The 24,579-nt window shown below is 63.2% G+C and carries 24 protein-coding genes; 15 read left to right on the top strand and 9 right to left on the bottom strand.

The features are described 5' to 3' along the window. Positions 1–655: 655 nt before the first annotated feature. Positions 656–1,507, bottom strand: a complete 852-nt coding sequence (locus CCC_RS20290; RefSeq protein WP_041042921.1) for a CZB domain-containing protein — start codon at positions 1,505–1,507, stop codon at positions 656–658. Between the two features lie 142 nt (positions 1,508–1,649). Between CCC_RS20290 and CCC_RS21865 the strand changes: the two genes are divergently transcribed. Beyond that, on the top strand, positions 1,650–2,345 hold the full coding sequence (locus tag CCC_RS21865) for a Crp/Fnr family transcriptional regulator (RefSeq protein ID WP_082036713.1): 696 nt from the start codon (positions 1,650–1,652) through the stop codon (positions 2,343–2,345). A 176-nt stretch (positions 2,346–2,521) separates the two neighbouring features. Here the strand turns inward: CCC_RS21865 and CCC_RS20295 are convergent, their stop codons facing one another. The 5 genes from CCC_RS20295 to CCC_RS20315 all read right to left on the bottom strand — a co-directional run bounded on the left by CCC_RS20295 (position 2,522) and on the right by CCC_RS20315 (position 9,238). Next, complete coding sequence (locus tag CCC_RS20295) at positions 2,522–4,291, bottom strand: site-specific integrase (protein ID WP_082036714.1); 1,770 nt, start codon at positions 4,289–4,291, stop codon at positions 2,522–2,524. 225 nt (positions 4,292–4,516) lie between these two features. Continuing rightward, positions 4,517–6,343 (bottom strand): asparagine synthase (glutamine-hydrolyzing), encoded by a 1,827-nt coding sequence (gene asnB, locus CCC_RS20300; RefSeq protein WP_009869136.1) that lies wholly within the window; start codon positions 6,341–6,343, stop codon positions 4,517–4,519. 7 nt (positions 6,344–6,350) lie between these two features. Continuing rightward, positions 6,351–6,899 carry a hypothetical protein gene (locus tag CCC_RS20305; RefSeq protein WP_152619822.1) on the bottom strand — a complete coding sequence of 183 codons (549 nt, stop codon included), beginning with the start codon at positions 6,897–6,899 and terminating at the stop codon, positions 6,351–6,353. Further along, positions 6,892–7,758, bottom strand: a complete 867-nt coding sequence (locus tag CCC_RS20310; protein WP_052473410.1) for a glycosyltransferase family 2 protein — start codon at positions 7,756–7,758, stop codon at positions 6,892–6,894. Before CCC_RS20310 ends, CCC_RS20305 begins: the two co-directional genes overlap by 8 nt. Before the next feature lie 61 nt (positions 7,759–7,819). Continuing rightward, positions 7,820–9,238 (bottom strand): ArnT family glycosyltransferase, encoded by a 1,419-nt coding sequence (locus CCC_RS20315; RefSeq protein WP_152619823.1) that lies wholly within the window; start codon positions 9,236–9,238, stop codon positions 7,820–7,822. A 284-nt stretch (positions 9,239–9,522) separates the two neighbouring features. Between CCC_RS20315 and CCC_RS20320 the strand changes: the two genes are divergently transcribed. The 4 genes from CCC_RS20320 to CCC_RS20335 are packed head-to-tail and all read left to right on the top strand — an operon-like array spanning position 9,523 to position 12,995. Next, a complete protein-coding gene (locus CCC_RS20320; protein WP_009869140.1) occupies positions 9,523–10,983 on the top strand; it encodes a B12-binding domain-containing radical SAM protein in 1,461 nt (486 codons plus the stop codon). A 1-nt stretch (position 10,984) separates the two neighbouring features. Beyond that, positions 10,985–11,929 (top strand): hypothetical protein, encoded by a 945-nt coding sequence (locus tag CCC_RS20325; protein WP_041042925.1) that lies wholly within the window; start codon positions 10,985–10,987, stop codon positions 11,927–11,929. Then, on the top strand, positions 11,923–12,105 hold the full coding sequence (locus CCC_RS22515; RefSeq protein WP_009869142.1) for a hypothetical protein: 183 nt from the start codon (positions 11,923–11,925) through the stop codon (positions 12,103–12,105). The genes CCC_RS20325 and CCC_RS22515 overlap by 7 nt, the downstream gene beginning before the upstream one ends. Then, a complete protein-coding gene (locus tag CCC_RS20335) occupies positions 12,102–12,995 on the top strand; it encodes a lysylphosphatidylglycerol synthase transmembrane domain-containing protein (RefSeq protein WP_009869143.1) in 894 nt (297 codons plus the stop codon). The genes CCC_RS22515 and CCC_RS20335 overlap by 4 nt, the downstream gene beginning before the upstream one ends. On the opposite strand, the gene CCC_RS21415 is transcribed toward CCC_RS20335, so the two are convergent. The 3 genes from CCC_RS21415 to CCC_RS20350 all read right to left on the bottom strand — a co-directional run bounded on the left by CCC_RS21415 (position 12,956) and on the right by CCC_RS20350 (position 15,369). After that, entirely contained in the window at positions 12,956–13,795 is an 840-nt protein-coding gene (locus tag CCC_RS21415; RefSeq protein WP_052473412.1) for a class I SAM-dependent methyltransferase, read from the bottom strand. The two genes, CCC_RS20335 and CCC_RS21415, sit on opposite strands and share 40 nt — an antisense overlap. A gap of 138 nt (positions 13,796–13,933) precedes the next feature. Further along, positions 13,934–14,683, bottom strand: a complete 750-nt coding sequence (locus CCC_RS20345) for a sulfite exporter TauE/SafE family protein (protein ID WP_041042927.1) — start codon at positions 14,681–14,683, stop codon at positions 13,934–13,936. After that, a complete protein-coding gene (locus CCC_RS20350) occupies positions 14,680–15,369 on the bottom strand; it encodes a GntR family transcriptional regulator (RefSeq protein WP_009869146.1) in 690 nt (229 codons plus the stop codon). Before CCC_RS20350 ends, CCC_RS20345 begins: the two co-directional genes overlap by 4 nt. A 251-nt stretch (positions 15,370–15,620) precedes the next feature. Between CCC_RS20350 and madL the strand changes: the two genes are divergently transcribed. The 10 genes from madL (at position 15,621) to CCC_RS20400 (ending at position 24,330) form a co-directional block, all read left to right on the top strand. Continuing rightward, on the top strand, positions 15,621–16,025 hold the full coding sequence (gene madL, locus CCC_RS20355; protein WP_041042929.1) for a malonate transporter subunit MadL: 405 nt from the start codon (positions 15,621–15,623) through the stop codon (positions 16,023–16,025). Positions 16,026–16,037: 12 nt separating this feature from the next. Continuing rightward, a complete protein-coding gene (gene madM / locus CCC_RS20360; protein ID WP_009869148.1) occupies positions 16,038–16,802 on the top strand; it encodes a malonate transporter subunit MadM in 765 nt (254 codons plus the stop codon). Between the two features lie 23 nt (positions 16,803–16,825). Continuing rightward, positions 16,826–18,469 carry a malonate decarboxylase subunit alpha gene (mdcA, locus tag CCC_RS20365; RefSeq protein WP_041042931.1) on the top strand — a complete coding sequence of 548 codons (1,644 nt, stop codon included), beginning with the start codon at positions 16,826–16,828 and terminating at the stop codon, positions 18,467–18,469. 11 nt (positions 18,470–18,480) lie between these two features. Then, positions 18,481–18,798, top strand: a complete 318-nt coding sequence (gene mdcC / locus CCC_RS20370; protein ID WP_009867396.1) for a malonate decarboxylase acyl carrier protein — start codon at positions 18,481–18,483, stop codon at positions 18,796–18,798. Next, on the top strand, positions 18,795–19,670 hold the full coding sequence (locus tag CCC_RS20375; protein ID WP_009867395.1) for a biotin-independent malonate decarboxylase subunit beta: 876 nt from the start codon (positions 18,795–18,797) through the stop codon (positions 19,668–19,670). The genes mdcC and CCC_RS20375 overlap by 4 nt, the downstream gene beginning before the upstream one ends. A 2-nt stretch (positions 19,671–19,672) precedes the next feature. Beyond that, positions 19,673–20,377 (top strand): biotin-independent malonate decarboxylase subunit gamma, encoded by a 705-nt coding sequence (gene mdcE, locus CCC_RS20380; RefSeq protein ID WP_009867394.1) that lies wholly within the window; start codon positions 19,673–19,675, stop codon positions 20,375–20,377. Continuing rightward, positions 20,364–21,038 carry a malonate decarboxylase holo-[acyl-carrier-protein] synthase gene (gene mdcG, locus CCC_RS20385; protein WP_009867393.1) on the top strand — a complete coding sequence of 225 codons (675 nt, stop codon included), beginning with the start codon at positions 20,364–20,366 and terminating at the stop codon, positions 21,036–21,038. The genes mdcE and mdcG overlap by 14 nt, the downstream gene beginning before the upstream one ends. Then, positions 21,035–21,886: a triphosphoribosyl-dephospho-CoA synthase MdcB gene (gene mdcB / locus CCC_RS20390; protein WP_052473413.1), complete on the top strand. Its 852-nt coding sequence runs from the start codon at positions 21,035–21,037 to the stop codon at positions 21,884–21,886. The genes mdcG and mdcB overlap by 4 nt, the downstream gene beginning before the upstream one ends. Then, positions 21,883–22,788 carry an ACP S-malonyltransferase gene (locus CCC_RS20395; RefSeq protein WP_041042933.1) on the top strand — a complete coding sequence of 302 codons (906 nt, stop codon included), beginning with the start codon at positions 21,883–21,885 and terminating at the stop codon, positions 22,786–22,788. The genes mdcB and CCC_RS20395 overlap by 4 nt, the downstream gene beginning before the upstream one ends. A gap of 309 nt (positions 22,789–23,097) precedes the next feature. Next, positions 23,098–24,330, top strand: coding sequence for a GAF domain-containing protein (locus CCC_RS20400; protein ID WP_052473418.1), 1,233 nt, complete (start codon positions 23,098–23,100; stop codon positions 24,328–24,330). The last annotated feature ends 249 nt before the right edge of the window (positions 24,331–24,579 follow it).

Consider the following 24,579-nt stretch of genomic DNA (forward strand, 5'->3'; position numbering starts at 1 on the left):
TAGCGGCCGTTTGCATGAGCGACGGCTGACGGGGGCAGAGCGGTCGCCTGACGTGCGGCGACCAGCAGGCTCTACCTGACCCACAAGAGGCACTCGCACCTTATTAGAGAAATTTACGGATCAGCAGGCTGCGTCATTCAAGGCTACCGCCAATTCGTCTTTGTTAGGGGTGGGCTTTCGGTTCCGGTTGGCATAGAGGTAATAGCCGAGTGCAGCAATGCCAGCCCCCAGTAAAACCGGCCCCCATGCCCCAAGGCCAAGGCCTAGTCCCAAACTGATCCCATGACCTGACGCAGCACCAGCTCCGGTGCTCCACACTATGGGAGTGGCTGACTTGGCTCCCAAAGCCACCTTGCCGACAGCGGTTCCACATGGCCCTATGCCACCCAGACCCGTACCTGCTCCGGTTCCTGCGCCAGCCCCCCATCCCATTGGAACGCCATTGGCGCCCACAGCCATTTTGCCAACAGTCGTGGTACTGCATTGCCCGAGGCCCAGCCCCGCCCCAGACCCGGCCTTTACACCAAGACCTTTTAAGACACCCGCCTTGCTCCCTAATGCGGAGCTTCCGTTCATGGGGCAACCCTGGCCAGCGGGCATGGAATGAAGACGCAAAGGCATGATGAGCTATCCTCGAAGGCAGCTTGCGGAAGGCTTAGAGTTTTGAACTTCCTGCCGACAGAACTTGGGAATCGGCCAGTTCAACCTGTAGTCGCGTCAGGAGGGTGATGATCTCGCCACTCAGGACCAGAGCTTCCTCATAAGCCTCGTCGGCAGTGCGAAGCTTTCCGTGATTGAGAGATGAGATGACCAAGTCAACCTCCCGATGAAATCTCTTGTGGACGGCATCAAGGCTTTTTAATGCCTCGGTGGCACCCAACTCCCTCATGGCTGTGCCATGTATCCAGATTCCGAGGCTGCACTCATCGCTTGGTTGGGCACGCATGGCCTTACCATGGCCGCGGAACGCCGATTGAAGATCGCGAATCCATTTTAGATGGACAAGCCGAGCACCTGTGACGTTCAAAGTATGACGACCACTGTCGGCCTCGCCTAAAGCCTGAATAGAAATGATGTTGAGGGGGAGTGGTTTTGGGAAAAGCGCTCTTGTCAACCGAGAAGGAATGTCATTGGGTTGGGCGCGGCTGATTGCGGCCTCAATGACATCGAGTTCAAGTGAGGTCAGTAAAAAAAGTATTTCACCACTAAGCTTGCGAACTGCTGCCAGCTTTTCCACAGCGCGCTCCGCCTTGCCAGCTGCGCATGCAGACAAAGTTTCTTCGGCAAGATGGTGAAAGCGCTTATGAACAGTTTTTAACTGCCAGACAGCTCCCAATTTGCCATACCGACTCAGGCCAGTACCGTAAATCCAGGTTCCAAGATCGCAATCCTCATGACCCATTAGCGGTTCTTGCGTCCCTTCACCGTTCACGGTGGCCTCCAATGCTGCCTCCCAACGAAGATGGGCCAGCCTAGCGGCGTTGACGTCTAGTTCGGTAGCGATCATCGTATTCGGTCCTTGAGTGCCTAGGATGCCTGTCTGGTGTGGATGCGCCCCCTGTATAAGCAGCAATGGGGGCGGCATCACTGACATTTGTCAGCGACCTGACCGAAGCAAAAATATTTTGTTCAGATAGGGCGGGCGGATTATGCGAGAGAGCCAAATTCAAGCCGCTTGGTATGGTCTGGAAGCCTGTGAAAAATGTGCCATTCGCCATTTAGTCTTGTTTGCAGACCTGACCAGCGAAGACTTTAGCCATGTTCATCTTCCAATAGAGGACATTTGGCTTCCTCCTGGAGCAAATCTTTACCAACAGGATCAGGCAGCTTCGGCGCTTTTCACAATCCGCGAAGGGCTGGTCAAGCTTGAGCAATATCTACCCGACGGAAATTTCAGAATTGTCAGCCTTTTGAGCCAAGGAGACGTTGCCGGGCTAGAGGCAACGGTTGCCGACAAATATGAGCATGCCGCCGTAGCGCTGCTGCCAACGCAAGTTTGTCGCCTACCCCGCGAAGTCGTAGCAAGATTGTCGCCGAAGCTGAACCGCCAACTGATGGAAAAATGGCATGATATGGTCTTGCGCTCTCACCATTGCGTGCGAGAGCTATCAACCGGCAGTTCCCGGCAAAGGGTGGCGCGGTTGTTCCTGATGCTTGCGCCTCCCGCCATGGAACGGTGCCGCATTTTCGGCCGCGAGGACGTAGGGGCGCTGTTGGGCATTACCACAGAGACCGCTTGCAGGATGGTTTCAGACCTAAAAAGAAGAAAGGCGATTTCAGAGATTTCAGCCAATACTTTTTCACGCGATATAGCGGCTCTACAGAAAATTGCCGATGGGATTTAATTTCCTCCCTGCTCTATCTCAAAGAGATGCTGGGTGGGATAGATGTGGGCGGTGCAGACGCTGAGCGGCTCTTCCTGGCACAACGGGGCCATAGCGGACTTTCCCGCCGAATGGCGGCAATCTGAAAACGCAGTCATTCAATCAGCCATCGCCCGATGAGTGCTGGTCGGGAATTTTCATTTTCCCGGCATGACACGCTTCAGTGACCTGAGATCCAGCCCCTTGTAGGTGATGCGAAGAAAATCCTCCGACTGCTCCTGGATGGGCGTTCCAATGCCATACCGGCGCTGCACGGTGCTGTCTTCATGGCCCATGAACAGATCCTGGGTCGGCCCGTCCAGGCGGGCGGCGCGCATGGCGTCCTTGAACGAGTGGCGGAACGAATGGAATGACTTCTTGTCCGTCTTGATGCCGATGGATTTGAGGAAGCGGCTGAACTTCTTCGAGAAGGATGACGAGTAGTAGCCGTCCTGGCCCATCTCCCATTCGGGAAACAGGCGGCCGCTCTTGATGGAATTGACAAAATCGAGGAAGCCCAAGGCGATCAGTTCGCCGTGAACAGGGATATATCGCTTTCCAGCACGGGTTTTCACTTTGTGGTCATCGTCGGCGTTGGTGATGAGGAAATGCGGCATGTCATTCAACTGGACGATGTCCGCCTTGGTGAGTTGGCCAATTTCATTCATCCGGCAACCAGAGAAGGCGGCGATCAACGGCGTCCAGAAGTGATGGTCGTTGAGCCGGAGATCCCCTGGCTCATGTCGAAAATGGGCGGAGCGGCATCCGGTGAAAATTGGCGCTCCGAAAATCACGCGCATATCATCGAGGTTGAACGGGTCACGCTCATCGGAGACGTCTCGCGCTGGCTGCTCGGCCCGAACGCCGATGGCCGGCGATTCCTTCACCTTCTTGTTGGCCTTGGCCCAGGTGAAAAACGTCTTGATGTTGCTGAGATATTTTTCGTTGATGGTCTTGCCGTCGAGGCAGTCGAGCCGCTTGTTTTCGGGGAGCGCGCTGTTGCGACGGATCGCCTCCTCAAGGTTGTCGGTCTTGAGCCGCTTGCGGAAGTTGGTCGGGCATTGCAGCAGCATTTCCTTGAACTTCACCACCTCCTCGTCGGTGATGGCCGCGACAGGGCGATCCGCCCCTACCACCTGCAGGAAGAGACGGAGACTGGCCCGGTAGTCGTCCTGGGTCTTCGTGCTGACCTTGGCCCGCGTCGTCTTTTCCGAGATGAACGGTTCGACCAAGTCGCCGATGGTTGGCCCCGCTGGTGCAGGCTGCGGCGAGGCCACCGGAGGCGCGGCGGATGGATGAGGATTGGCCCCCTGCTGAGGGAGGTTTCCGGTCACCACCCCTGGAATGATGTGCTGGTCCCTGAAGAGTGGATCTCTGGCCGTGTAGCCGAATTCCCCTTCATCCTCGGCTTTGGCCCGGCGGGTCGCTTCCAAAGCCCCGCGAAGCATGTAGGCGCAGAGCCGCCGGAAATCCGGGGAGTTTTCATCTGTGTCATCGGCCCGGCCAGATTCCTCAAGTTCAAGCTGGGCATTGAAGATCACGCGCCCAATGTCACCGCTCTGCAATTCGCGGATGATATTGCGCTCGACCTCGGCCCGCGTTTCAACGAACCCGTCATTGATCTCCTTGCCCTGCGGATGGACCTGGGCGAGCTGGCGAGCGTGCCAGTTCTCATCGACGCAGACCTTGTGCCACCACCGGGCAAAGGACAGACAATCGTCTTCGGTTATCATTGGTTTCCGCCGCAAGTCGTCAAACAGTTCGTCGGCTCTGGCCCGGACCCGGATCAACCGCTTTCGGGCTTCCCTTGGGTCGTTCGTGCCCAGGCTCCGCTTCAATTCAGTGCACCCGAACCGACCGACCAAATCTACTGGAACTCGTTGCCGAAAGTAATAGGCGGCACCCCGCCGCATGAGGCTTGTGGTCATGGCTCTGTGTCCCACCGGTGTGTCCCAGTGGAATGCAGAAAAGTGAGGGTTTACGCGGGTTTTAGGCGGGCTGCGGATTTCCAGCGAGGTCTTGCCGGGTCCCGCCCCCTCCGCCACTTGCTCCCATGACCCTTCGTCAATCAACGATCATCCGCCCAAGAGAGGGCGAGATATGGGTGGACTGACAGCCAGTGGAATAACGGGCCCCCGCAGGACCGCCCCCAGTCAGGTGTGCGCGTCCAGCCATGCATGAAGCGACACCATGGCCACCAGACGTTTGGAGGCAAGGAACTCCCCTGCTTTCAGCAAGGAGAGGCTTCGGCCAACAAAGGCCTCGTTCAAGATTGCGTGACGCCGGATCATGGCCGGGGAGAGATATTCCCGGCACATCTCTTCCAACTGTGGCCGCCACAGGGTTTCCACCGGGAGGTGGAACGCCACCTTCCGCCGCCGGGCGGCGGCCAGGCCGGACTGGCTGGCGACGTGACGCAGCAGCGTCTTGCCCATGGCCATTTGATCCGGACACCTCAGCAACAGGTCATAGAGGGCGGTGGTGACGTAGGGCACTCGCGCTTCCAGCCCGTGGGCCATGCTGAGCTGGTCCATCTTGTGGAGGATCTCCTCGGGCAGCCAGCCGCGTGTCAGATCAAGGAGCAGCCCGCCCAGGGACAGATCAGCCTTGGGCCGTGGCGGCGGCGGGCCGAGGGTGGTCGCCTGGGCCATCTCGGCATCGCCCATGATGGCGCTGGCCCGCGCCAGCATCTTGCCGCTGTCTCCGGCCACGGCGAGCAGTTCGGCGGCCGCGTCGCGCCCCAGCCGTCCCAACGAGGCCTGATAGTCGAACAGGTGGTTGAGCAGCCCCACCGGCATTAGCCGGATCAGCGGCGCCAAGAGGCGCAGCACACCGGCCACGGAACCGAGCTGGTCCAGCTTGCGAAGAATGGGCAGATGGGCGTAACCGGCAAACATTTCGTCCGCGCCCTCGCCGGTCAGGACCACCTTAACCTCGCGGGCCGCCTCGCGGCACAGCTTCCAGGTCGGCAAAACCACCGCGTCGCCCACGGGGTTGTCCAGGCACGCCACCGCCTGAGGAAAGTCCGCGAAGTCGGAAGCCGTCAGAGACACGACGCGATGATCGAAACCGAAATCGCGGGCCATGGCCGCCGCCTGGGCCGTCTCGTCCACCCGATCACCGGTCGAGAAAGTAAAGGCCGTCAGGCGGTTCGCGGCGTTGCGGGCGGCATAATGACCGATCATCGCCGAATCAACGCCGCCCGAAAGGAAGATGCCCAGCGCAACATCGGCCCGCAACTGCCGGCGGACCGAGTCCTCGAGCACCAATTCCACCTCGGCGGCCCAGTCACGCGGCAGGGCGTTGCGGGCGGGGCCGCGCCGCGCCGGTGTCCAGAACCGGTCCAGGCGCGCCTCGCCCTCCGTCCAGCGCAGCACGCCGCCGGGCGGCAGGATTTCAACATCGGAGAACAGATGACGCCCCGAACGGACCCAGCGGAACTGCAGGAATTCTTGAATGGCGTCGGGCCGCAGACGGCGGCTGACCTGGGGGTGGCGGGTCAGGGCGCGGGCCGACGAGGCGAAGGCCAGTTCGCCTCCGGCCAGACTGTAGTACAGCGGCTTGATGCCCAATTGATCCCGCACCAGCCACAACCGGCCATCGGCATTGTCGCGCAGCGCGAAGGCGAACATTCCGTCCAGGCGGGCAAACAGCCCTTCGCCCCAGGCGGCAAAGCCAAGGGGCAGCAATTCGGTATCGCAGGTGGTCTCGAAGCGGTGGCCCAGAGCCTCCAGCTCGCGCCGCAGATCGGGGTAATTATAGATCTCACCGTTATAGCTGACGGTGTAGCGGCCATCGGCCCCGGTCAGCGGCTGGGCGCCGTGGCTGGGATCGAGGATAGCGAGGCGGGCATGGCCGAGATGGATTCCCAGGGCCGAGTCGCACCCTTCGCCATCGGGGCCGCGATGGCGAATCTCGGCAATCATCGCCTGGATCAGTCCAGGCCGTTCGGCGCCCACATAGCCGCAGATGCCGCACATGGCGCCTCTAGCGTTGCTTGGCGGAAGTGGCGGGCGGATCTTGAAACAGCGGCTTCAACTCGTCGGCGAAGGGCTTGATATGGGGCACCGCGCCGCGGATGGCCTCGCGGATCTCCATCTGCCGCTCGGGGGGGAAGTCCTTGGCGGCGGTATCCTTGATCTCGGCCACCACCGAAGCGGTCACCACCCGTGTGGCGCGCTGGGCGACCTTGCGCAGGGGCTCGTGCAGGGCATAGGTGAAGGATACGCTGGCCGTGACCAGCAGTACCACACCCGCCAGAGTGATGGCCGCGGTCTTCAGCAAGAACGGCATCAACTGGCGCTTCAGCGCCTGATCGCGGGGCAGGCGCAGGTAATCCGCACGTCCCAGATCGAGATGATGCCGGAACAGTCGCGTGCGGGCCTCGTCATAGCTGGCCCAGGCGGCCTCCAGGCTCTCGCCGCTTGCCGCCAGGCCCAGATCGCCTTGGGTCAGGTAATAGCGGCCGCCCTGCAGGCGCAATTCCACCGGATAGTCGCGGGCCAGAAGGGCCTGCATGGCTTGATCGTCAGTCATGGCGCTTTCGCCTCAAGAGGGCCACCTGATCGGCCAGCAGGCCGAAGCAGGCGATGTAGACGCTGGAGAGAAACAAGGCCAGGCCGGCGCTGTGGATGCCGCCGGTATAGATGTATTGCAGCGTGCTGGCCACCGCGCTCAGCAAGAACAGCATGCCCCCCATGGGCACGAACAGCCGCTGGGGGCTGAACAGCATCACCATACGCACCATGATGGCGATAAAGCGCAGAAAGTCGCGCACCGGCGAGATATTGCTGTTGCCGTGCACCCGCCGGCTGATGGCGTCCACCGGTTCATAGGCCACGAAGCGCCCGCCCATCATCATGGCCAGGGTGATGGTGGTGGGATAGCTGTAGCGGTTGGGAAACAGGTGGAGATGCTCCAGCAAATGGTCGCGCTTGATGGCGCGAAATCCGCTGGTCAGGTCGGCGATGCGGCGGCCCGAAATCCACTCGGCCACCATGATCAGCATGCGGTTGCCGAAATTGCGCAGCTTGGACGTGTCGGAATTGCGGGTGCGGGCCGCCACCACCATGTCGTATTCCCCGAGGCGCGCCAGCAGGCTGGGTATGGCCTCGGGCGGGTGTTGGCCGTCGGCGTCCATCATCACCACCACATCGCCGGTGGCCGCCAGACTGCCCCGGCGCACCGAGGCGCCGTTGCCGATATTGTAAGGATTGCGCACAGCCCGCGCGCCAGCGGCCTCGGCCGCCTGCGCGGTGCCGTCGGTCGAGCCGTCATCGACCACCACAACTTCGGCGACCACGCCGGTGTCCAGCGTCCGCCGGATCACGTCACCGATGGTCGCGGCCTCGTTATAGGCCGGCATGACCACTGAAACCCGCCAAGTCTGGCTCATCACATGTCCTGAATTGCTCATCATCGAGCCTTGTAGCCTGTCGGAAACGGGGGGTCCAGCCTCATGGGAACGGGAAGTCTGGAGGGCAATAGCGGCGGAAGGCCTCGGCTATGGGCATCATATAGGCATAGGCTTGGCCGCAGGCGTTTTCGATCCTCTGGAACTGCACCATGTTGGGCCGGGCAACATCATTGACCTCGAAGGCCAGCACCACCAGCAAAACCGCAGCCAGTCCGGCCCTGCCCCGCCGTCCCATTTCGGGCCAGAACTGATGGGCGGCCAGCGCCGCGGCGATGATCAGCCAGGTATCCATGTAGATCAGGTGCTTCAGTTCGATCTTGTAGATCCGGGTCGCCGCCTCGGCCCCTACCGCCATCCCGGCCAGCAGACCGACGCGCAGGGCGGCGGCAAAGCGGCGGTGCCACGCCAGAACCGCAATGGCGATCAGGACGGCGAAGCCCAGAAGGTCGAGGGGTTTCAGCCATGGATCGGGATGGAACAGGCGCCGCGCCAAGGTGGCCGCGAACCCGTCATCGACCAGCCGGACGACCAGAGGCATGGACGGGCGGCCACCGGGATCGCCGCCTTTCTGGCCGATACTGCCCAGATTGTACATGTGGTCGATGAAGTTGGAGAGGGCGTCGGTGGCGCCCATGTTGTGGTAGAGCAGGTGCAGGAGAAAGGCGGCGGAGATGCCGCCCCCCACGGCCAGCATGGCGAACAGACGCTCGCGGACGGGCACCGCGTAAATCAGGCCATAGGCCCAAACCGCCGCGACGATATAGACGATGATCGCCAGTTGATAGCCGCCCCGGTTGCCGAGGAAAAACGCTGCCGAGAACACCATCAGCAGCACCGGAAGGATCGGCACGGCCAAGAGCATGGAGAGGGTAAGCCGCTCGCTCCACTCCGGCTCGATCCAGCGCCGCTCCGCCCGGCAGCCGAAGGCCAGGGCGACCATGGGCATGCCCAGGGCAACGAACACACCTTGCATTTTCGCCATCAGCGCCAGGGTGGCGCAAAGCCCCGCCCAGAACAGGTGAAAGGCGGGACGCCTGCTTGACCCGGCGGTCGCCACCGCAACGAAGGTCAGAAACAGGAACAGGCCCGACGGCAGCTCGGTATAGATGGTCAGGGCCTGGATACCCAGTTCGCGGCTGCACGCGAAAACCATCGCCGCGCCCAGGGCCACGGCGAAATTGCCGGTAATCGCCCTGATCCCCAGAAAGAACAGCGCGGCAAAGACACCGCTCAACCCCGCCACCATGTAGCGGCCAGCAAATACCAGTTTGGCATAAACGGGCTCGAAGGCCGCCGAGCCGGTGGGCGGCAGAGCCTTCAGGGATGAGACGTCCACCACGCCCAGAAGATGCATCAGCTTCAGCCACCAGGCCAGAAGCACGAACATCACATACCCCGTATGGTCGAGATAATGCTGGGACAGGCCGGAATTGAGCCGCAACGCCTCATAAACGAACACGATGTCTCCGTCGGAGGTCGTGACGTAGAGGCGATGAATTCCGTGAAGGACGGCCAGAAGAAGAGGAATTGCCGCAAGAGCCGCCATAGCGGTGAAAACACCGCGCCTGGAACGAAGCCAGTTGGATATGGCAAGACTCATTTCGCTCCCCCCTTGAGGCCGAGTCTAATAGGCGGCACATGGTGGCGTGTCAAGGCGGGCCGGCTTGCGCCAAGGTTGCATGGCGCGGCCCTTATGGGTTACACCGGGCCGCCATGGCATGAGAAACAGGCGGTCAAAACCCCATGAAAATTGCCGTTATCGAGCCGCTGCTGCAGTCGCGCAAAAACGTCATCCGTGACGTCATTTATGGCTGCTGGTGCGGAGGAAAACGCATCGGGGGAGCCAGTGTCCCGCCCTTTGAACAACTGACCGTTGCCACCATTCTCAAGCATGACGGCCATGAGGTCTGCTTCATCGACGCGCAGCAGGAACAACTCAGCCTCGAACAGGTGGCCGACCGAATCCAGGGCAGCCAACTGGTCATCACCTCCACATCGGTGATGACCATGCGCGACGACGCCACCTTCGTGCGCGAACTCAAAACCAGGATACCGGGATTGCGCGCGGCCGCCTATGGCTCGCACCCCACCTTCAAGCCCGAGGAAACCCTGGAAAAGGGCTACGACTTCGCCATTCAGCGCGAGCCGGAATGGGTATTGCGCGATTTGGTCCGCCGCCTGGACGCCGGTGACGAGGACGGCGCCGCCCATGTTCCCGGCATCGTCACCCGAGGGACGGACGGCACGCTGATCAAGAATGACCGCTATCCCTTCATCGACGACCTGGACCAGATTCCGCCGCTGGATGTGGGGCTGCTGCCCCGCGATTACGTCTATTTCAATCCCATCGTCCGCAACCTGCCCTATATCACCGTTTCGTCGTCCCATGGCTGTCCGGCCAAGTGCAGCTACTGCACCGCGCCGTTCTTCCACGGGACGCGGACCCGCTTCATGTCGGCGGGCAAGGTTCTGGACGACATGGCCTATTATCTGAACCAGGGCATGCGTGAAGTCTATTTCCGCGACGAGACCTTCACCGCCGACCGCCAGAGGGTCATGGACATCTGCACCGGCATCATCGAGCGCAATCTTCGGTTCAGCTGGATCTGCAATGCGCGGGTCGATACGGTCGATCCCGAGATGCTGGGGCTGATGCACCGCGCGGGCTGCCATCTGATCAAGTTCGGAGCGGAATCGGGCAGCCAGACCGTGCTGGACGCCGTCAAGAAGGGCATAACGCTGCAACAGACCCGCGATGCCTTCCGCTGGTGCAGCGAGGCGGGCATCGCCACCCATGCCCATTTCATGGTGGGTATGCCCGGCGAGACCTTGGAGACCATGGAGGCGACCCTCGATCTGGCCATTGAGATCGCCCCGTCGACGGCCACCTTCGGCATCTGCACCCCCTATCCCGGCACGCCGCTGTTTCGCGATGTCGCCCGCCTGGACGAGAGCATCGGCGACGGCAGCGACAATGCCTCCATCGAACGGCTGCATGTGGAGGGCGATTATAACCGGCATTACTGCTCGGTGGATGGCGAGACGCTGCGCCGCACGGTGAAGCGTTTCTATCGCCGTTTCTATCTGCGCCCGGCCTATGTCTTCGACAGCCTGCGCCGCATCCGCAACGGCAATATGCTGCGCAATGCGGTGATCGGCGGCCTGAACGTCATCGGTTTCGCCCTTGGCGAGAAGAGTTCCTGAGATGGTGGCGGGGCCTTTCCTGTCCGAGGGTCTGGCCGTGGTGCCCAGGGTGCTTGGCCTTGCCGACCGCCAGGAAGACTCGCCCACCTATGGATGCTGCGACCGTGCCTACTGGCATTATCGCACCACCGATTTCCCCAATGTCCGCTTCCAGGAGGCGGGGCTGCTGTTCGCCCTGGCCCATGGTCTCGACCATCCGGGCAATCGCTTTCACGCCAAGCCCGCCATGGCCCGTTGGGCGCGCGCGGCATGGCGTTTCTGGCTGGGGCGGCGCAACCGGGATGGCTCTTTTGCGGAGGCCTATCCCGGCGACCGGGGGTTCTGCGGCACCTCGTTCTCGGCCGCCGCTTTCGTGGAAACCGTCCGGCTGCTGGGCGGCGCCGAAGCCTGGGCCGGTGAACTGGCCGCCGCGGCCCCCAGCTTCGCCTGGCTGGCCGCCAACGATAACCCGGAAGTCGCCAATCAGCGGGCGGGCTCCGTCTGGGCCTTGGCGGGCTATGCCCGGCTGACCGGCGATGGGGCCCTGGAGAAGACGGCCAGGATTCGCCTGAACGACCTGCTTTGCGGCATGGATGGCGAAGGCTGGTTCCCTGAATATGGCGGCGGCGATACCGGCTATCAAAGCATCACCATGGCGGCCCTGGTTCTTGCCGGGGACTGGCTGGGGCATGGCGAGGCCCTGTCCGGGGCTTTGACGCGGGCCGAAACCGCGCTGGCGTCTCGCCTGAGACCCGATGGGAGGGTGGCCGATATTGCCGCCAACAGCCGGGGAACCCAGTTCGTCTACCCCTCCGCCCTGGTACGGCGGCGCAGTCCGGTGGCAACGGCCCTGACCCGTGGGCTGGCCGAGGACGTGATCTTGCGTCCGGCCTGGATGGATGACCGTTATTGCATCGCCCTGGCCATCGACCATTTGATGGCCGGGCGGGAGACCGCGCCATGCTGATGACCCCCTTGCGGCTGGTGGTTCTACGGCTATGGGCCTTGAGCCTGGGGCGCAGCGCGGCCATGGCCCGGTTGCTGCGATGGTTCCTGGTGGAAGTGCTGATCCGCCGACGGAGTTCGCGCAATCGCTATGTGGCCAGTTCGCGCTTCTTCGACATGGGCGAGTTGGACGGGTGACCCCGCGTCTGGCGATTCGCCTGGTCGGCATCGGCCTGTTCGTCGTCATTTTATGGAATATTGATCTCGGCCGGGCCCTCTCCGTGATGACGGAGGTGCCCTGGTGGGGGCTTTGCACCGCGCTGCTGATGGCCTTGGCCCTGGCGGGGATACGGGCCCTGCGCTGGCGGTTGCTGCTGAATGCCCATGGGGTGAGGCAGAGCATGCGCGACGCCCTGGTCTCGACACTGGAATCCATGATCTGGGGGACGCTTACCCCCGCCCGGGCGGGGGAGTTGATCCGGGTTCACCATCTGGTGGCCGACCAAGGAATCGCCGTTTCCCGCGCCGCCGCGCTGTGGGCGGTGGACATGGGGCTCGACGTGGCCGGGGCGGTGATCGCCACCGCGGGCCTTACCGTGTTTCGGCCCGCCATCTTTGGGCAGATCCTGCCACGTCCGGCGGCGCTTGCGGTTCTGGCCGCAGCCATCGGAGGCCTGGCCTTTCTGCCTTGGCTGTCACGGATCCTGGCGTCCCGGCTGCCCAGGGGATTGGCGGCTCCGTTGGAGGTTCTGGCCGCCACCCCGGCATCGCTCCTGCTCGGCCTGGCGGGACTGACACTGGGGTCATTCACCGCCTATGCCCTGACGGTGGCGGGCCTGGCGGGAAATCTGCCCGAGCCGGGCTGGGCCGAGATTTGCGTCATCACCGGGCTGACCATGCTGGTCGCCATCCTGCCGGTCACCTTCATGGGGTTCGGCACCCGCGAGGCGGTGATCATCGGAGTCTTCGCCCTGCACGGAAGGCCGCCAGAGGCGGCTGTCGGCTTCTCGTTCCTCTATGTCGCCAGCGCCTTGTTGGCCGTGGCGGTCTATTTCCCGCTGATGATAGGCTTGCGCAGGCGGAAATAGACCATGGTCCCCAGGCGGGTATCGAGAAATTCATGCAGCCAGACCGGGATCAGACGGGCGCAGGGAAGGAAACGGCGGGGAAAGAAATGCACCTCATGGCCCTGTACCACCCATCCGGCAGCAGCCAGATCGGCGGCCCAATCGGCGTCGGTCTTGCCGATTCCTACCGGATTGCCGTCACCGTCATAGCGACGGATGAAATCGTCCACATCGCTTGAATTCTTGCCGAGATCGGCCCCCGGATGCTTGACGCCGAACAAGCGCATGGCGATCCGGGTCATGGCGAAGACCGCGGGGTGGTGCAAGATGCCCTTGCGATAGAGGGTGATCTTCCCCTGCCCGCCCGGCTTGGTGACTCTGAAAGCCTCGCGGAACGTGGCCTGGGTATCGGGGGTATGGTGCAGCACCCCGGAGGCGGCCACCAGATCGAATTGATCGTCGGGGAAAGGCAGTTCTTCCGCATTGCCCTCGCGCACGGTGGCGGACTGGCCATGAAGGGCCAGATGAGCCTGGGCCAGCTCGACAGCCCGAGGCGTAAGATCGACGGAATCAACCTGCGCTCCGCCACGCGCATATTGCACGGTCAGCCAGCCCGGACCGCAGCCGATATCGAGGACGCGCTGCCCCGCCCATTGGCCGAACTCCCAATAATCCATGGCGAACCGGTCGGAATCCTCTCGCTTGGCCGTGTCCAGTGACGCGAAGAAGGCCGGAGACCCGGGCGACGCCAACTCATGACTGAGCAGGGGATTGCGGTTCCAGTATTCGCGGACATCGCCGACGGAAGGGGCCGTGTCCATGGAGGGAACTTCTTCGGTCATTGTCGATGAGAGCCTAGGCTGTGCGGCAGAGATGGGGGCTAAATACAGTCATAGCCGCCCAAGCCGCAAGTGCCAGCTTGGCAAGCCTCCTTGGAAACGAGAGAGTCGGGACGTGGATCAGACGCGGCCGAAAAAAGCTGCCGTCATGACCAGTCCGATGGCGATCACCATATTGCGGACCAGACCGGGGGACATGCGCTTGGCCGCGTGGGCGCCGAGATAACCGCCCGCCACGGCGGAAGCCAACATGATCAGGGCAGGCGTCCAGGCCACAGCTCCCGCCGCCACGAAACACACGACCGCGATGGCGTTGACGAGGCCCGACAGCAAGGTCTTCAGGGCATTGGCGGAGTGGATGTCGTCGATGCCGAACAGGCCGAACAGGGCCAGCATCAGAATACCGACCGCACCACCGAAATAGCCGCCATAGACGGCGAGCAGGAAGTGGGTGCCATAGAGCGCGGTCTGTCCGATATGCAGCCTTTGTTTCAGCCAGGGAATCAGCCGCTTGGAAAAGGCGAAGATCGAGGTCGCGAAGAGCAATAGCCAGGGGACGACCGACTCGAAGGCGCGCGACGGCGTATAGATCAGCAAAATCGCACCGGCAATGCCCCCGGCCAGGCTGACCGCGACGATCAGTTTCGGGTTCAGGCCCGGAACGCGGGGAAAGTCGTGGCGATAGGCCCAGGCGCTGGCCAACTGGCCGGGAAACAACGCCACCGTGTTGGTGGCATTGGCCGTAACGGGGGGAACTCCCGCGAAAACCAGGGCGGGAAAGGACAGGAACGTGCCGCCCCCCGCCACGGAATTGATCGCACCGGCGAGAAAAGCCGATCCGACCAGCAATAGAATATCAAGCGCGCTCACGCCTCAACCGCCATGCGCGAGGAGGTCATGGATTCCAATGAGGATACGAGATCGGTGAACCGTTCGCCCTGAACGACCACATGGGCGCGCAGCATGTCGCAGGCCAGATCGCCCATGCCGTTCTCGATGGCCTTTACGATGCCCTCATGCTCGTCGAAGGAGGTGTGCATCCGGTTGCGGACCCTCAGTTGCAGGCGGCGATAGGGCCGGAGCCTGCGGTGCAACGTGCTGGCCTGCTCGATCAGGAACGAATTATGGCTGGCCTCGTAGATGGCCAGATGAAAGGCCTCGTTCAGCCGGTAATACTCGGCCGGATCGCTGGCCTCCTTGGCCTTTAGACAGGCCAGATGGGCGGAACGGATCTGGCGCGTTTCGGCTTCCGTGGCGCGCCGGGCCGCAAGCCGTCCGCACATGGCCTCCAACTCGGCCATGACATCGAACATCTCGCACAACCGTGACGCAGGAATGGACGCCACTTCCCAGCCCTTGCGCAGACGCTTGTTGATGAAGCCAGCGGCCTCGAGCTGGATCAGAGCCTCACGGATGGGGGTGCGCGACACGCCGTAGGTTTCGGCCAGATCGACCTCGTCCAACCGGACACCGGGACAGAAGGTGCCGGTGACGATGTTTTCCTCGATCTTTTCCCGAAGTTGCTCGGAAAGGCGTGGGGTGCTCGACAGGTCCATGAGGGTCCTCGGACGGCGACGATGTTCGACAGCGAGGATACAAAAATCTTGACTCGGCGTCCACAAATGAGTTTTCTGTATACAGAACATCGCACATTGAATACGTAGCGATTAATAAGGAATACGCGGCAGGCAATTCTGCATGCCGCACCCCACAGGAAGGAGCGCGTCGTCATGCCTTGTCATATCTGTCACCTCGCGTGGAGCCGCATGCCGGTTTCCGGTCGACCTCTCGGATGGAGGGGTTAACCATGGTCATCTTTGGAACGGCCCTGCTGGCCGCCTGCTATCTGGCGGGCATCTTCGTCGGTGATGCCTTCGGTGCGCTGATCGGCGTCAAGGCCAATGTGGGCGGCGTCGGTATCGCCATGATGCTGCTGATCGCCGCCCAGCATTTCCTGCGCGAGCGTGGACTTCTGAATGCCACGTCCGAGAAGGGCGTCACCTTCTGGGCCATGATGTACATCCCAGTGGTGGTGGCCATGGCCGCGACCCAGAACGTGCTGGTGGCCGCCAAGGCGGGTCCCGTCGCTCTGCTGGCGGCGGCCGGTTCCGTCGTGCTGTGCGCCTGCGTCATCTCCTTCATCAATCGCATCATCCACCGCGCCCATGGCGGCCAGCCGTGGAATCCCGATGCGACTGTGGAAATCGGCTAGGAGAGCGCAGTTATGTTGCACATGATTGAAAAGGCCGTGGCCGAGAACCAACTGGTTTCCGCCTTCGCCGTCGTCGGCATCATCGTCTGGCTGTCCAACCAGGCATCACGTTATCTCACCAAGGGCCGGGTCCACGGCTCTGCCTTCGCCGTCCTCGGCGGCCTTGCCCTGGCCTATTGGGGCGGGGTCCTGACCGGCAAGACCAAGGGGTTGGCGGACCTGACCATGTTCAGCGGCCTGGCCCTGATGGGCGGCGCCATGATGCGGGATTTCTGCATCGTCGCCACCGCCAGCGAAGTCCATGTGAACGAGGCCAAGAAGGCTGGGATCCTGGGCTTCGTCGCGCTGTTCCTCGGCACGATCATCCCGTTCATTGTCGGCGTCGCTGTGGCCAGGGCCTTCGGCTATACCGACCCGGTGGCGTTGACCACCATCGGCGCGGGCGCCGTCACCTATATCGTCGGCCCGGTCACCGGGGCGGCCATCGGCGCCAGTTCGGACGTGATGGCGCTCTCCATCGCCACCGGTGTGGTCAAGGCCATCATGGTGATGATCTTCACGCCCGCCCTGGCTGGCTTCATGCGTCTGAACAATCCCCAATCGGCCATGGTTTTCGGCGGTCTGGCCGGTACGGTCAGCGGCGTCAGCGCCGGTCTGGCGGCCACCGACCGCCGTCTGGTTCCCTATGGCGCGCTGGTCGCCACCTTCCATACCGGGCTCGGCTGCCTGATGGGACCGTCGGTCCTGTATCTGGCGGTCAAGGCGATCTCCTGGTGAGCCCTTCGTAAAGGAGTTTTGATATGCGCGACTGGAACACCCAGGCCCGGAACAGGGAGGCACGCCTCGGGCGTGCCGCCCCCCTCGCCCAGGGCAAGCGGGTCGAGGCCAGGGATGTGACCGCCCTGCTGGAAGCGGTGCTGGAGCCCGGCGACCGCGTCTGCCTGGAAGGCAACAATCAAAAGCAGGCCGACTTCCTGGCCAAGGCCTTGGCCGGGCTCGATCCCACCAAGGTTCACGATCTGCACATGGTGCAATCGGTCCTGGCCCTGCCCGAGCATCTCGACGTGTTCGACCGCGGCGTCGCGTCCAAGCTGGATTTCTCCTTCTCGGGGCCGCAAGGCGCACGCCTGGCCAAGCTGGTGGCCGAGGGGCGGATCAATATCGGGGCGATCCACACCTATCTGGAACTGTTCGGCCGCTATTTCGTCGATCTCACGCCACGGGTCAGCCTGGTCTGCGCCCAGGCGGCCGACCGGGCGGGCAATCTCTATACGGGGCCCAACACCGAGGACACCCCCATCATCGTCGAAGCCACCGCCTTCAAGCGTGGCATCGTCATCGCCCAGGTCAACGAGATCGTCGATGCCATTCCCCGCGTGGATATTCCCGCCGATTGGGTGGACTTCGTGATCCAGAGCCCAAAGCCCCATTATATCGAACCGCTGTTCACCCGCGATCCGGCCCAGATTTCCGAAATCCAGGTCCTCATGGCCATGATGGCCATCAAGGGGATCTATGCGGAATACGAGGTCAACCGGCTGAACCATGGCATCGGCTTCGACACCGCCGCCATCGAACTGCTGTTGCCCACCTATGCCGAGAGCCTGGGCCTCAAGGGCAAGATCTGCCGCCACTGGGCGCTCAATCCCCACCCGGCCCTGATTCCGGCCATCGAGGCGGGATTCGTGGAATCGGTGCATTCCTTCGGCTCGGAACTGGGCATGGAGAACTATATCCGCGCGCGGCCCGACATCTTCTTCACCGGCCCCGACGGGTCCATGCGGTCCAACCGCGCCATGTGCCAGGCGGCTGGCCATTATGCCTGCGACATGTTCATCGGCTCGACCCTACAGATCGATCTGGCCGGAAATTCCTCGACGGCGACCCTGGGGCGCATTGCCGGTTTCGGCGGCGCTCCCAATATGGGAGCCGATGCCAGGGGACGGCGCCATGCCAGCCCCGCCTGGCTGAAGGCGGGACGCGAAGCCCGCCAGGGCCGCAACGTCATTCCGCGCGGCCAGAAACTGGTGGTGCAGATGGTCGAGACCTTCCGCGAGCACATGCAGCCCGCTTTCGTGGAGCGACTGGATGCCTGGGAACTGGCGGAAAGCGCAGGGATGGACCTGCCGCCGGTGATGATCTACGGCGACGATGTCAGCCATATCCTGACCGAGGAAGGCATCGCCAACCTGCTGCTGTGCCGCACCGACGAGGAGCGGGAACAAGCCATTCGCGGCGTCGCGGGCTACACGCCGGTGGGCTTGGGCCGCGACAAGCGCATGGTCGAGAATCTTCGCGACCGCGGCATCATCCGCCGTCCAGAGGATCTCGGCATCGACAAGCGTCTGGCCACCCGCGACCTGCTGGCGGCCCGTTCGGTCAAGGATCTGGTTCGCGCCTCGGGCGGTCTCTATGACCCGCCCAAGCGCTTCCGCAACTGGTGAGAGTCAAGCCAATGGAAACCTTGAATTTCGAATATCGCGGCGGCAAGCCGGTGGCTGGCTCCACCCCTTCCACCCTGGTCGGCGTGGTGGGCTCGGGCAATCTGGAGGTTCTGGTCGAGCGCCAGGATCTGGCCGGGGCCTGCAAGGTCGAGGTGCTGACCGCCGCCACGGGCTTCGGCCCTATCTGGCAGGCGGTGATGGACGACTTCTTCGACCGCCATCCCCTGGCCGATATACGCATCTCCATCAACGACGTGGGAGCCACCCCGGCCGTGGTGTCGCTGCGCCTGGACCAAGCCGTCGAGTCCTTTCTGGGAGGCCGGTCATGAGCTCCTATTACGAAGCCAGCGCCCGCGAACGGATTGTCGGCCTGCTGGACGGTGGCAGCTTCCGCGAGATCCTGCCGCCCGGTGAACGCATTCTCAGCCCCCATCTGCTGCAACTGGACACTCCGGCCGCCTTCGATGACGGAATCGTGGTCGGCGAGGGCGCTCTGGGGGGGCGCAAGGTCCTGATCGCCGCCCAGGAAGGCGGCTTCATGGGTGGCGCCGTGGGCGAGGTCCACGGCGCCAAGCTGGTGGGCCTGCTGGAACGGGCCCTGGACCAGCGCCCCGCTGGGGTTCTGCTGCTGGTGGAATCGGGCGGCGTGCGCCTGCACGAGGCCAATGCCGGTCTGATCGGTGTGTCCGAGATCATGCGCGCCGTGTTGAAACTGCGCGGAGCGGGGATTCCGGTCATCGTGCTGGATGGCGGCCAGTTCGGCTGCTTCGGCGGCATGGGAATCGTGTCTCGGCTGTGCGACGCGGTCATCATCAGCGAAGAAGGCCGACTGGGATTGTCCGGCCCCGAGGTGATCGAGACCACCTGCGGCGTCGAGGAGTTCGATTCCCGCGACCGCGCCCTGGTCTGGCGGACGGTGGGCGGCAAGCACCGCTATCTGCTGGGCGAGGCGGCTCATCTCGTAGCCGACGACATCGCCGCCTTCCGCGCCCAGGCCATCGCCGCCCTCGACCTTCGGCCCGATCTGTCCCTGGAGGCCCTGGAGCGCGAGCATGCCGTCCTGGGCCAGCGGCTGGATCGCTTTGGCACCTGCCGCGACGGCATCGATATCTGGCGCAATCTCGGCATTGACCAGCCGGAGCGCCTGCCCCTGCTGGAAGCCGAAGCATTCATCGCCATCACCGCTGGCAAGAGGGCCTGATCATGGACGCTCGCAGTCTGCTCGACCAATTGTTTCCCGCCGGTCATACGGTGGCCTTCGACGGCATTTTCTTTGCCGGAACCGGAACTTCCGGCAGCCATGCCGTGGCGGTGATCGGCACCATCGATGCCGCTCCCATCGGCATCGAACTGGCCTTCCGCATGGCCGGGGCGGTGCTTGACGTGGTGCGCCATCACCCCGGACGGCCGATTCTGCTGCTGGTCGATACCCAGGGCCAGCGGCTCAGCCACCGCGACGAACTGCTGGGCATCAACGGCTATATGGCCCATCTGGCCAAGTGCCTGGAAGTGGCCCGCCGGGCCGGGCACAAGATCATCGGCCTGGTCTATTCCCAGGCGGTCAGCGGCGGCTTCCTGGCCAGTTCCCTTCTGGCCGACACCTGCTATGCCCTGCCCGAGGCCGAGGTGCGGGTGATGAACCTGCCCGCCATGTCACGCATCACCAAGATCCCGCTGGAACGCCTGGAATCGCTCAGCAAGACCTCGCCGGTCTTCGCGCCGGGGGTGGAAAACTACCTGCGCATGGGGGCCATCGCCGCCCTATGGCAGGGCGACCTTTCCGCCTATCTGGCCGAAGCCCTCGCCGCCCCTGCCGGTGAGGACACACGGCGCATCCTGGGCGAGACGCGGCAAGGACGCGGTCTGGCCCGCCGGGTGGCCGAGCGGGTGCGCCATGACGCCGCCTGACGGGCTTTTCCGTCATGATTGGGTCTGGCTGAAGCGCGGCTGGGATCGTCATCTGCGCACACCCCTGGACAAGATCGCCCGGACCGAAGTCGGGACATGGCTGGACGGAGGGCGCCCCCTGGTGGTGACCCGCCGTCTGCCCGACGATCAGCCGGGCGATATCCGCCTCGGCCTCGCCCTGCCGGGACGGCGGCGGATTGCCCTGCATATGGCCGGGCAGGCCATTGCCCGCCATGCCTCGCCGCCCGGTCTTCGCGATGTCCTGACCACGGCCCCGCTGGTCTGGCGCGACAAGCTGGAATGGCTTGCCGCCTTGACCGGCGCCCTGGGCGTTCCCACCGGCGTTTACGGTTCGCTGGCGTGGCAGCATTTCGCCTGTGACGGAAACATGGTCTATCTCACCTCCGGGTCCGACCTGGATCTGGTGTTCCGTCCGTCCGATTTAGGGTCGCTGGAACGCCTGCTGCGGGAATTGACCGCCTGCGAGGCCAGGGAACAAACGCCGCGCCTGGACGGAGAGATTGTTCTGCCGGACACAAGCGCGGTGGCCTGGCGCGAACTGGCCGCCCTCCCAGAAAAGCTTATGACCAAGAGCATGGATGCCGTCGAGATGCGGCCCCTGGCGGCGATCATGGCCCTGTTCCAGCGGCGGGCGGCATGAGCATTCTGAGCGCTCATCGCCCACGCCCGAGCGCCGCCAGCGTCGCCATAGGACGACGTGCGGTGGCGGCCTTGCATGCGGAACTGGCGCTCTATCCCAAACCCGGTCTGGTCAGCCCCATGGATAGCGGCGCCCATTCCGACATGGATGCCACCACCTTCCTGCGCTCGCTCTTCGCCCTGCGCCACTACTTCGTCGCCATCGCCGCCGCGGGAGAAGCGGGCATGCCCTTCGAGGCGCTGCGCCAACTTGGCGTCGCGGCGGAACGGCGGATGCTGGCCGCCACCGGCGGCATCAATACTCATCGCGGCGCCATCTTCTGCCTTGGCCTGCTGGCGGCGGCGGCGGGATGGCGGCAGCGGCGCGGCTTGATCCTGACCGGCGACAGCCTCGCCGAGACGGTCGTCACGCTGTGGGGTGACGGTATCGCGGCCTCCGGCAGCCAGTCGCCGGACAGCAACGGCAGCCGCGCCACCCGCCGCTATGGGGCGCGCAGCGCCCGTGACGAGGCGCTGGAGGGCTTTCCCACCCTGATGGGCGTGGCGGTTCCGGAGCTTGAAATAGCCCAGGCGCGGCTTGGCTGTCCCGAACGGGCGCGGCTCCAGGCGCTGTTCGCCGTCATGGCTGACTTGGAAGACACCAATCTTCTGCATCGCGGCGGGCCGGAAGGACTTCGTTTCGTCCAGACCGAGGCCCGGAGGTTTCTCGACCATGGCGGCGTCTTCACGCCCCATTGGCGGACCTTTGCCCTGGGGTTGCACCGGGCCTGCATTGCCCGCAATCTATCACCCGGTGGCGCCGCCGATACCCTGGCCGCCGCCTGCTTCGTCCAAAGCCTGCGATCATGAGTCTCGGAATCCTCTGCCCCGGTCAAGGCGACCAGACCCCCGCCATGTTCCATATCCTCGCAGGGAATCGGGCCGCGGCGGAGATCCTCGGCCTGGCGGGAGAGATCATGGGCGAGGATCCCAGAGCCATTGCCGCCCAACGCCTTCCCGTCAATGCCGTCGCCCAGCCGGTTCTGTGCGCGGTGCAATTGGCGACCTGGGCCGCCTTGCGCGACCGCCTGCCCGAGCCGCGGGTGTTTGCCGGATACAGCGTGGGAGAATTGGCGTCCCATGGCTGTGCCGGATCGCTTGATCCTGCCGAGACGATCACCTTGGCCATGCGTCGCGCCGCCGTCATGGATAGCGCCAGTCCAGTGCCGGGCAGCCTGATGGCGGTGCGCGGCCTGCTGCGACAAGACCTGGAACGCCTGTGCCGGGCGCATGGACTGGAAATCGCCATCGTCAACGATGTGGATCGTCTGGTGGTCGGCGGCCCCCTGGACGATCTCGACGGCTTCGAACCCGAATTGGTCGCGCGTGGAGCGAAGGTGACGCGGTTGCGCATCACCATCGCCTCCCACACGTCACAAATGCTCCCCGCCATCGAACCGTTCCGTAAGACGCTGGAGAGCAGCGCGCTTCGCAATTCATCCATTCCCATCCTGGCCGGGATCGACGGGACGCCCGTCACCACCCGCCAAAAGGCGGTGGATACGCTTTCCACTCAGCTTGCCCGGACGGTGGATTGGGCGGCGTGCATGGACGGCTTGGCCGAGATGGGCTGCACCATGCTGCTGGAATTGGGACCGTGCAACGGATTGTCGCGCATGGTGCGGGACCGCCTTCCCCACATCCCGGTCCGCGCGGTGTCGGAGTTCCAGAGCCTTGATGGCGTGATCAACTGGGTCGAGAGAATGCTCTGACTCTCAGGATTCGGCTAACCAGGTGAAGGTGACCCTCCACCCGAGTTGGCTAACTTCGGGCCGAGCGGCGCGCCGCTCGGCCCGCCTCTTTTCAAAGACCGGATATCGGCCTGCGAAAGCCGGGCAATGATTGACCGCGCGATCCAACCACCCGGCAGCAGGCCAAGTAACCGTTTCGAAGCCTTAGGCTCCACTTGCCACGGCATGGCAGAAATATGTACTGTCGAGTGAGAAACGCATCAATATTTTACGAATCAGAATTGAAATCAAAGTTTATGATGCGGGCGCTCTTGTGAGGGGAAGAGCCAAGTGCATAACTTGGTCGAGTTGTCATCCGTCATCTCCCTGAGTGACGACGTCTGTGCGCGCGAACCGATTCATCTGTCCGGGGCGGTACAGCCGCATGGCTACCTGATCGGGCTTAACGCCGCCACTTTGGCGCCGGTTGTTCACAGCGCCAACCTTGACGCCATGCTTGGCGCCATCGCCCCATCGACAATTCCGGCTTGGCTGCCGCCCAAAGCCATCGACGCTTGCCGTGCCATTGCCCAAAATCGCCTCTCGGAACGCGTGATTGTGGGCGAGATTCCTGGTCTTGGCCTGACCGAGATCCATTGCTTCCGCTCCGACGACATCGTGTTCTGCGAATTCGAGGCGCCTTCGGACGATGACGATGCCGCGGGACGGGTCTCGGCGACGCTGCTGGCCGAAGACGTCGAGCGCGACATGGCAGACGCCCGAGACATCGACAGCCTGTCGGCCATCGTGACGGAGGCGATCGCCACCATTTCCGGCTTCGAACGCGTGCTGGTCTATCGCTTCGATACCGATGGCTGCGGCGATGTGGTGGGCGAAAGCCTGGCGCCCGATTGGCCTCAGTCGTTTCTCGGACTTCGTTTTCCCGATACCGACATCCCCGCCCAGGCCCGCGCGCTCTACCGGCAAACGGCCGATCGCTGGATTCCGACCCGCGACTACGTGCCGGTGCCTCTGGTTCCGGCGGCAAACGATCGGGACAGGCCCATCTCCCTCGCACTTAGCCGCTATCGCAGCGTCTCGCCGATCCACCGCATGTATCAGGGCAATATCGGCGTCGATGGCTCCATGTCCATCTCGGTCATGCGCGATGGGGAATTATGGGGGCTGATTATTGGTCACCATCGAAAACCACACCGGGTCCCCGTCGCGATCCAGCATTTGATCGTGGCCCTGGGGCGGGCGTTCTCGCTGCGGCTGGACTCGTTGCTCAATTATACGGCCAAGGTCGATCAGGAACGCGAAATGCAGGCCTTTTCGGCCATGCTGGGCAAATTAGCCGCCGCGGATGATTTTCTGATGGCCTTGACCGAGGGCAAGCCGAACATCGTCGATCTGTTGCCGGGCTGCGTCGGAGCGGCGGTGGTATGGGAAAGCGACCACGAGCCTCTCCATCTCCGGGCGCTCGGCGTCACATGCCGTGGCTTGCCTGTGGCCCTGGGTGGGGTGGTGGCAGGGTTCGGCGGCCGGTCATGGCCGTATCAACTGCCCAACCCAAAACGTTGATATATTGTTGATATAAATCAGCACAACAACCGCACCGCGACAATCAGTCAAACCGCAGACAAAGAAAAACCCGCAGAAGCTAAGCTTTCTGCGGGTTTTATCTATCGTTTTGGTTGCGGGGGTAGGATTTGAACCTACGACCTTCAGGTTATGAGCCCGAAGCTTATCCCCTTGACCAGAGCCAATTTGCCGGGCAAACCCCAGAAAACCTGCCAAATTCCGTCCTATCGAGTCCTCTCCAATCCTCTC

The sequence above is a fragment of the Paramagnetospirillum magnetotacticum MS-1 genome (assembly GCF_000829825.1).
GTDB classification, from domain to species: Bacteria; Pseudomonadota; Alphaproteobacteria; order Rhodospirillales; family Magnetospirillaceae; genus Phaeospirillum; species Phaeospirillum magnetotacticum.

Bases quoted from the DNA above. Each gene is read 5' to 3' on its own strand.
- CCC_RS20325 (WP_041042925.1), top strand. From the start codon at position 10,985: ATGGTGGCGGGGCCTTTCCTGTCCGAGGGTCTGGCCGTGGTGCCCAGG.
- CCC_RS21865 (WP_082036713.1), top strand. From the start codon at position 1,650: ATGCGAGAGAGCCAAATTCAAGCCGCTTGGTATGGTCTGGAAGCCTGT.
- mdcG (WP_009867393.1), top strand. From the start codon at position 20,364: ATGACGCCGCCTGACGGGCTTTTCCGTCATGATTGGGTCTGGCTGAAG.
- CCC_RS20350 (WP_009869146.1), bottom strand. From the start codon at position 15,369: ATGGACCTGTCGAGCACCCCACGCCTTTCCGAGCAACTTCGGGAAAAG.
- CCC_RS20310 (WP_052473410.1), bottom strand. From the start codon at position 7,758: ATGAGCCAGACTTGGCGGGTTTCAGTGGTCATGCCGGCCTATAACGAG.
- mdcB (WP_052473413.1), top strand. From the start codon at position 21,035: ATGAGCATTCTGAGCGCTCATCGCCCACGCCCGAGCGCCGCCAGCGTC.
- asnB (WP_009869136.1), bottom strand. From the start codon at position 6,343: ATGTGCGGCATCTGCGGCTATGTGGGCGCCGAACGGCCTGGACTGATC.
- CCC_RS20305 (WP_152619822.1), bottom strand. From the start codon at position 6,899: ATGACTGACGATCAAGCCATGCAGGCCCTTCTGGCCCGCGACTATCCG.
- mdcE (WP_009867394.1), top strand. From the start codon at position 19,673: ATGGACGCTCGCAGTCTGCTCGACCAATTGTTTCCCGCCGGTCATACG.
- CCC_RS22515 (WP_009869142.1), top strand. From the start codon at position 11,923: ATGCTGATGACCCCCTTGCGGCTGGTGGTTCTACGGCTATGGGCCTTG.
- CCC_RS20290 (WP_041042921.1), bottom strand. From the start codon at position 1,507: ATGATCGCTACCGAACTAGACGTCAACGCCGCTAGGCTGGCCCATCTT.
- mdcC (WP_009867396.1), top strand. From the start codon at position 18,481: ATGGAAACCTTGAATTTCGAATATCGCGGCGGCAAGCCGGTGGCTGGC.
- madM (WP_009869148.1), top strand. From the start codon at position 16,038: ATGTTGCACATGATTGAAAAGGCCGTGGCCGAGAACCAACTGGTTTCC.
- mdcA (WP_041042931.1), top strand. From the start codon at position 16,826: ATGCGCGACTGGAACACCCAGGCCCGGAACAGGGAGGCACGCCTCGGG.
- CCC_RS20375 (WP_009867395.1), top strand. From the start codon at position 18,795: ATGAGCTCCTATTACGAAGCCAGCGCCCGCGAACGGATTGTCGGCCTG.
- CCC_RS21415 (WP_052473412.1), bottom strand. From the start codon at position 13,795: ATGGACACGGCCCCTTCCGTCGGCGATGTCCGCGAATACTGGAACCGC.
- CCC_RS20320 (WP_009869140.1), top strand. From the start codon at position 9,523: ATGAAAATTGCCGTTATCGAGCCGCTGCTGCAGTCGCGCAAAAACGTC.
- CCC_RS20295 (WP_082036714.1), bottom strand. From the start codon at position 4,291: ATGACCACAAGCCTCATGCGGCGGGGTGCCGCCTATTACTTTCGGCAA.
- madL (WP_041042929.1), top strand. From the start codon at position 15,621: ATGGTCATCTTTGGAACGGCCCTGCTGGCCGCCTGCTATCTGGCGGGC.
- CCC_RS20395 (WP_041042933.1), top strand. From the start codon at position 21,883: ATGAGTCTCGGAATCCTCTGCCCCGGTCAAGGCGACCAGACCCCCGCC.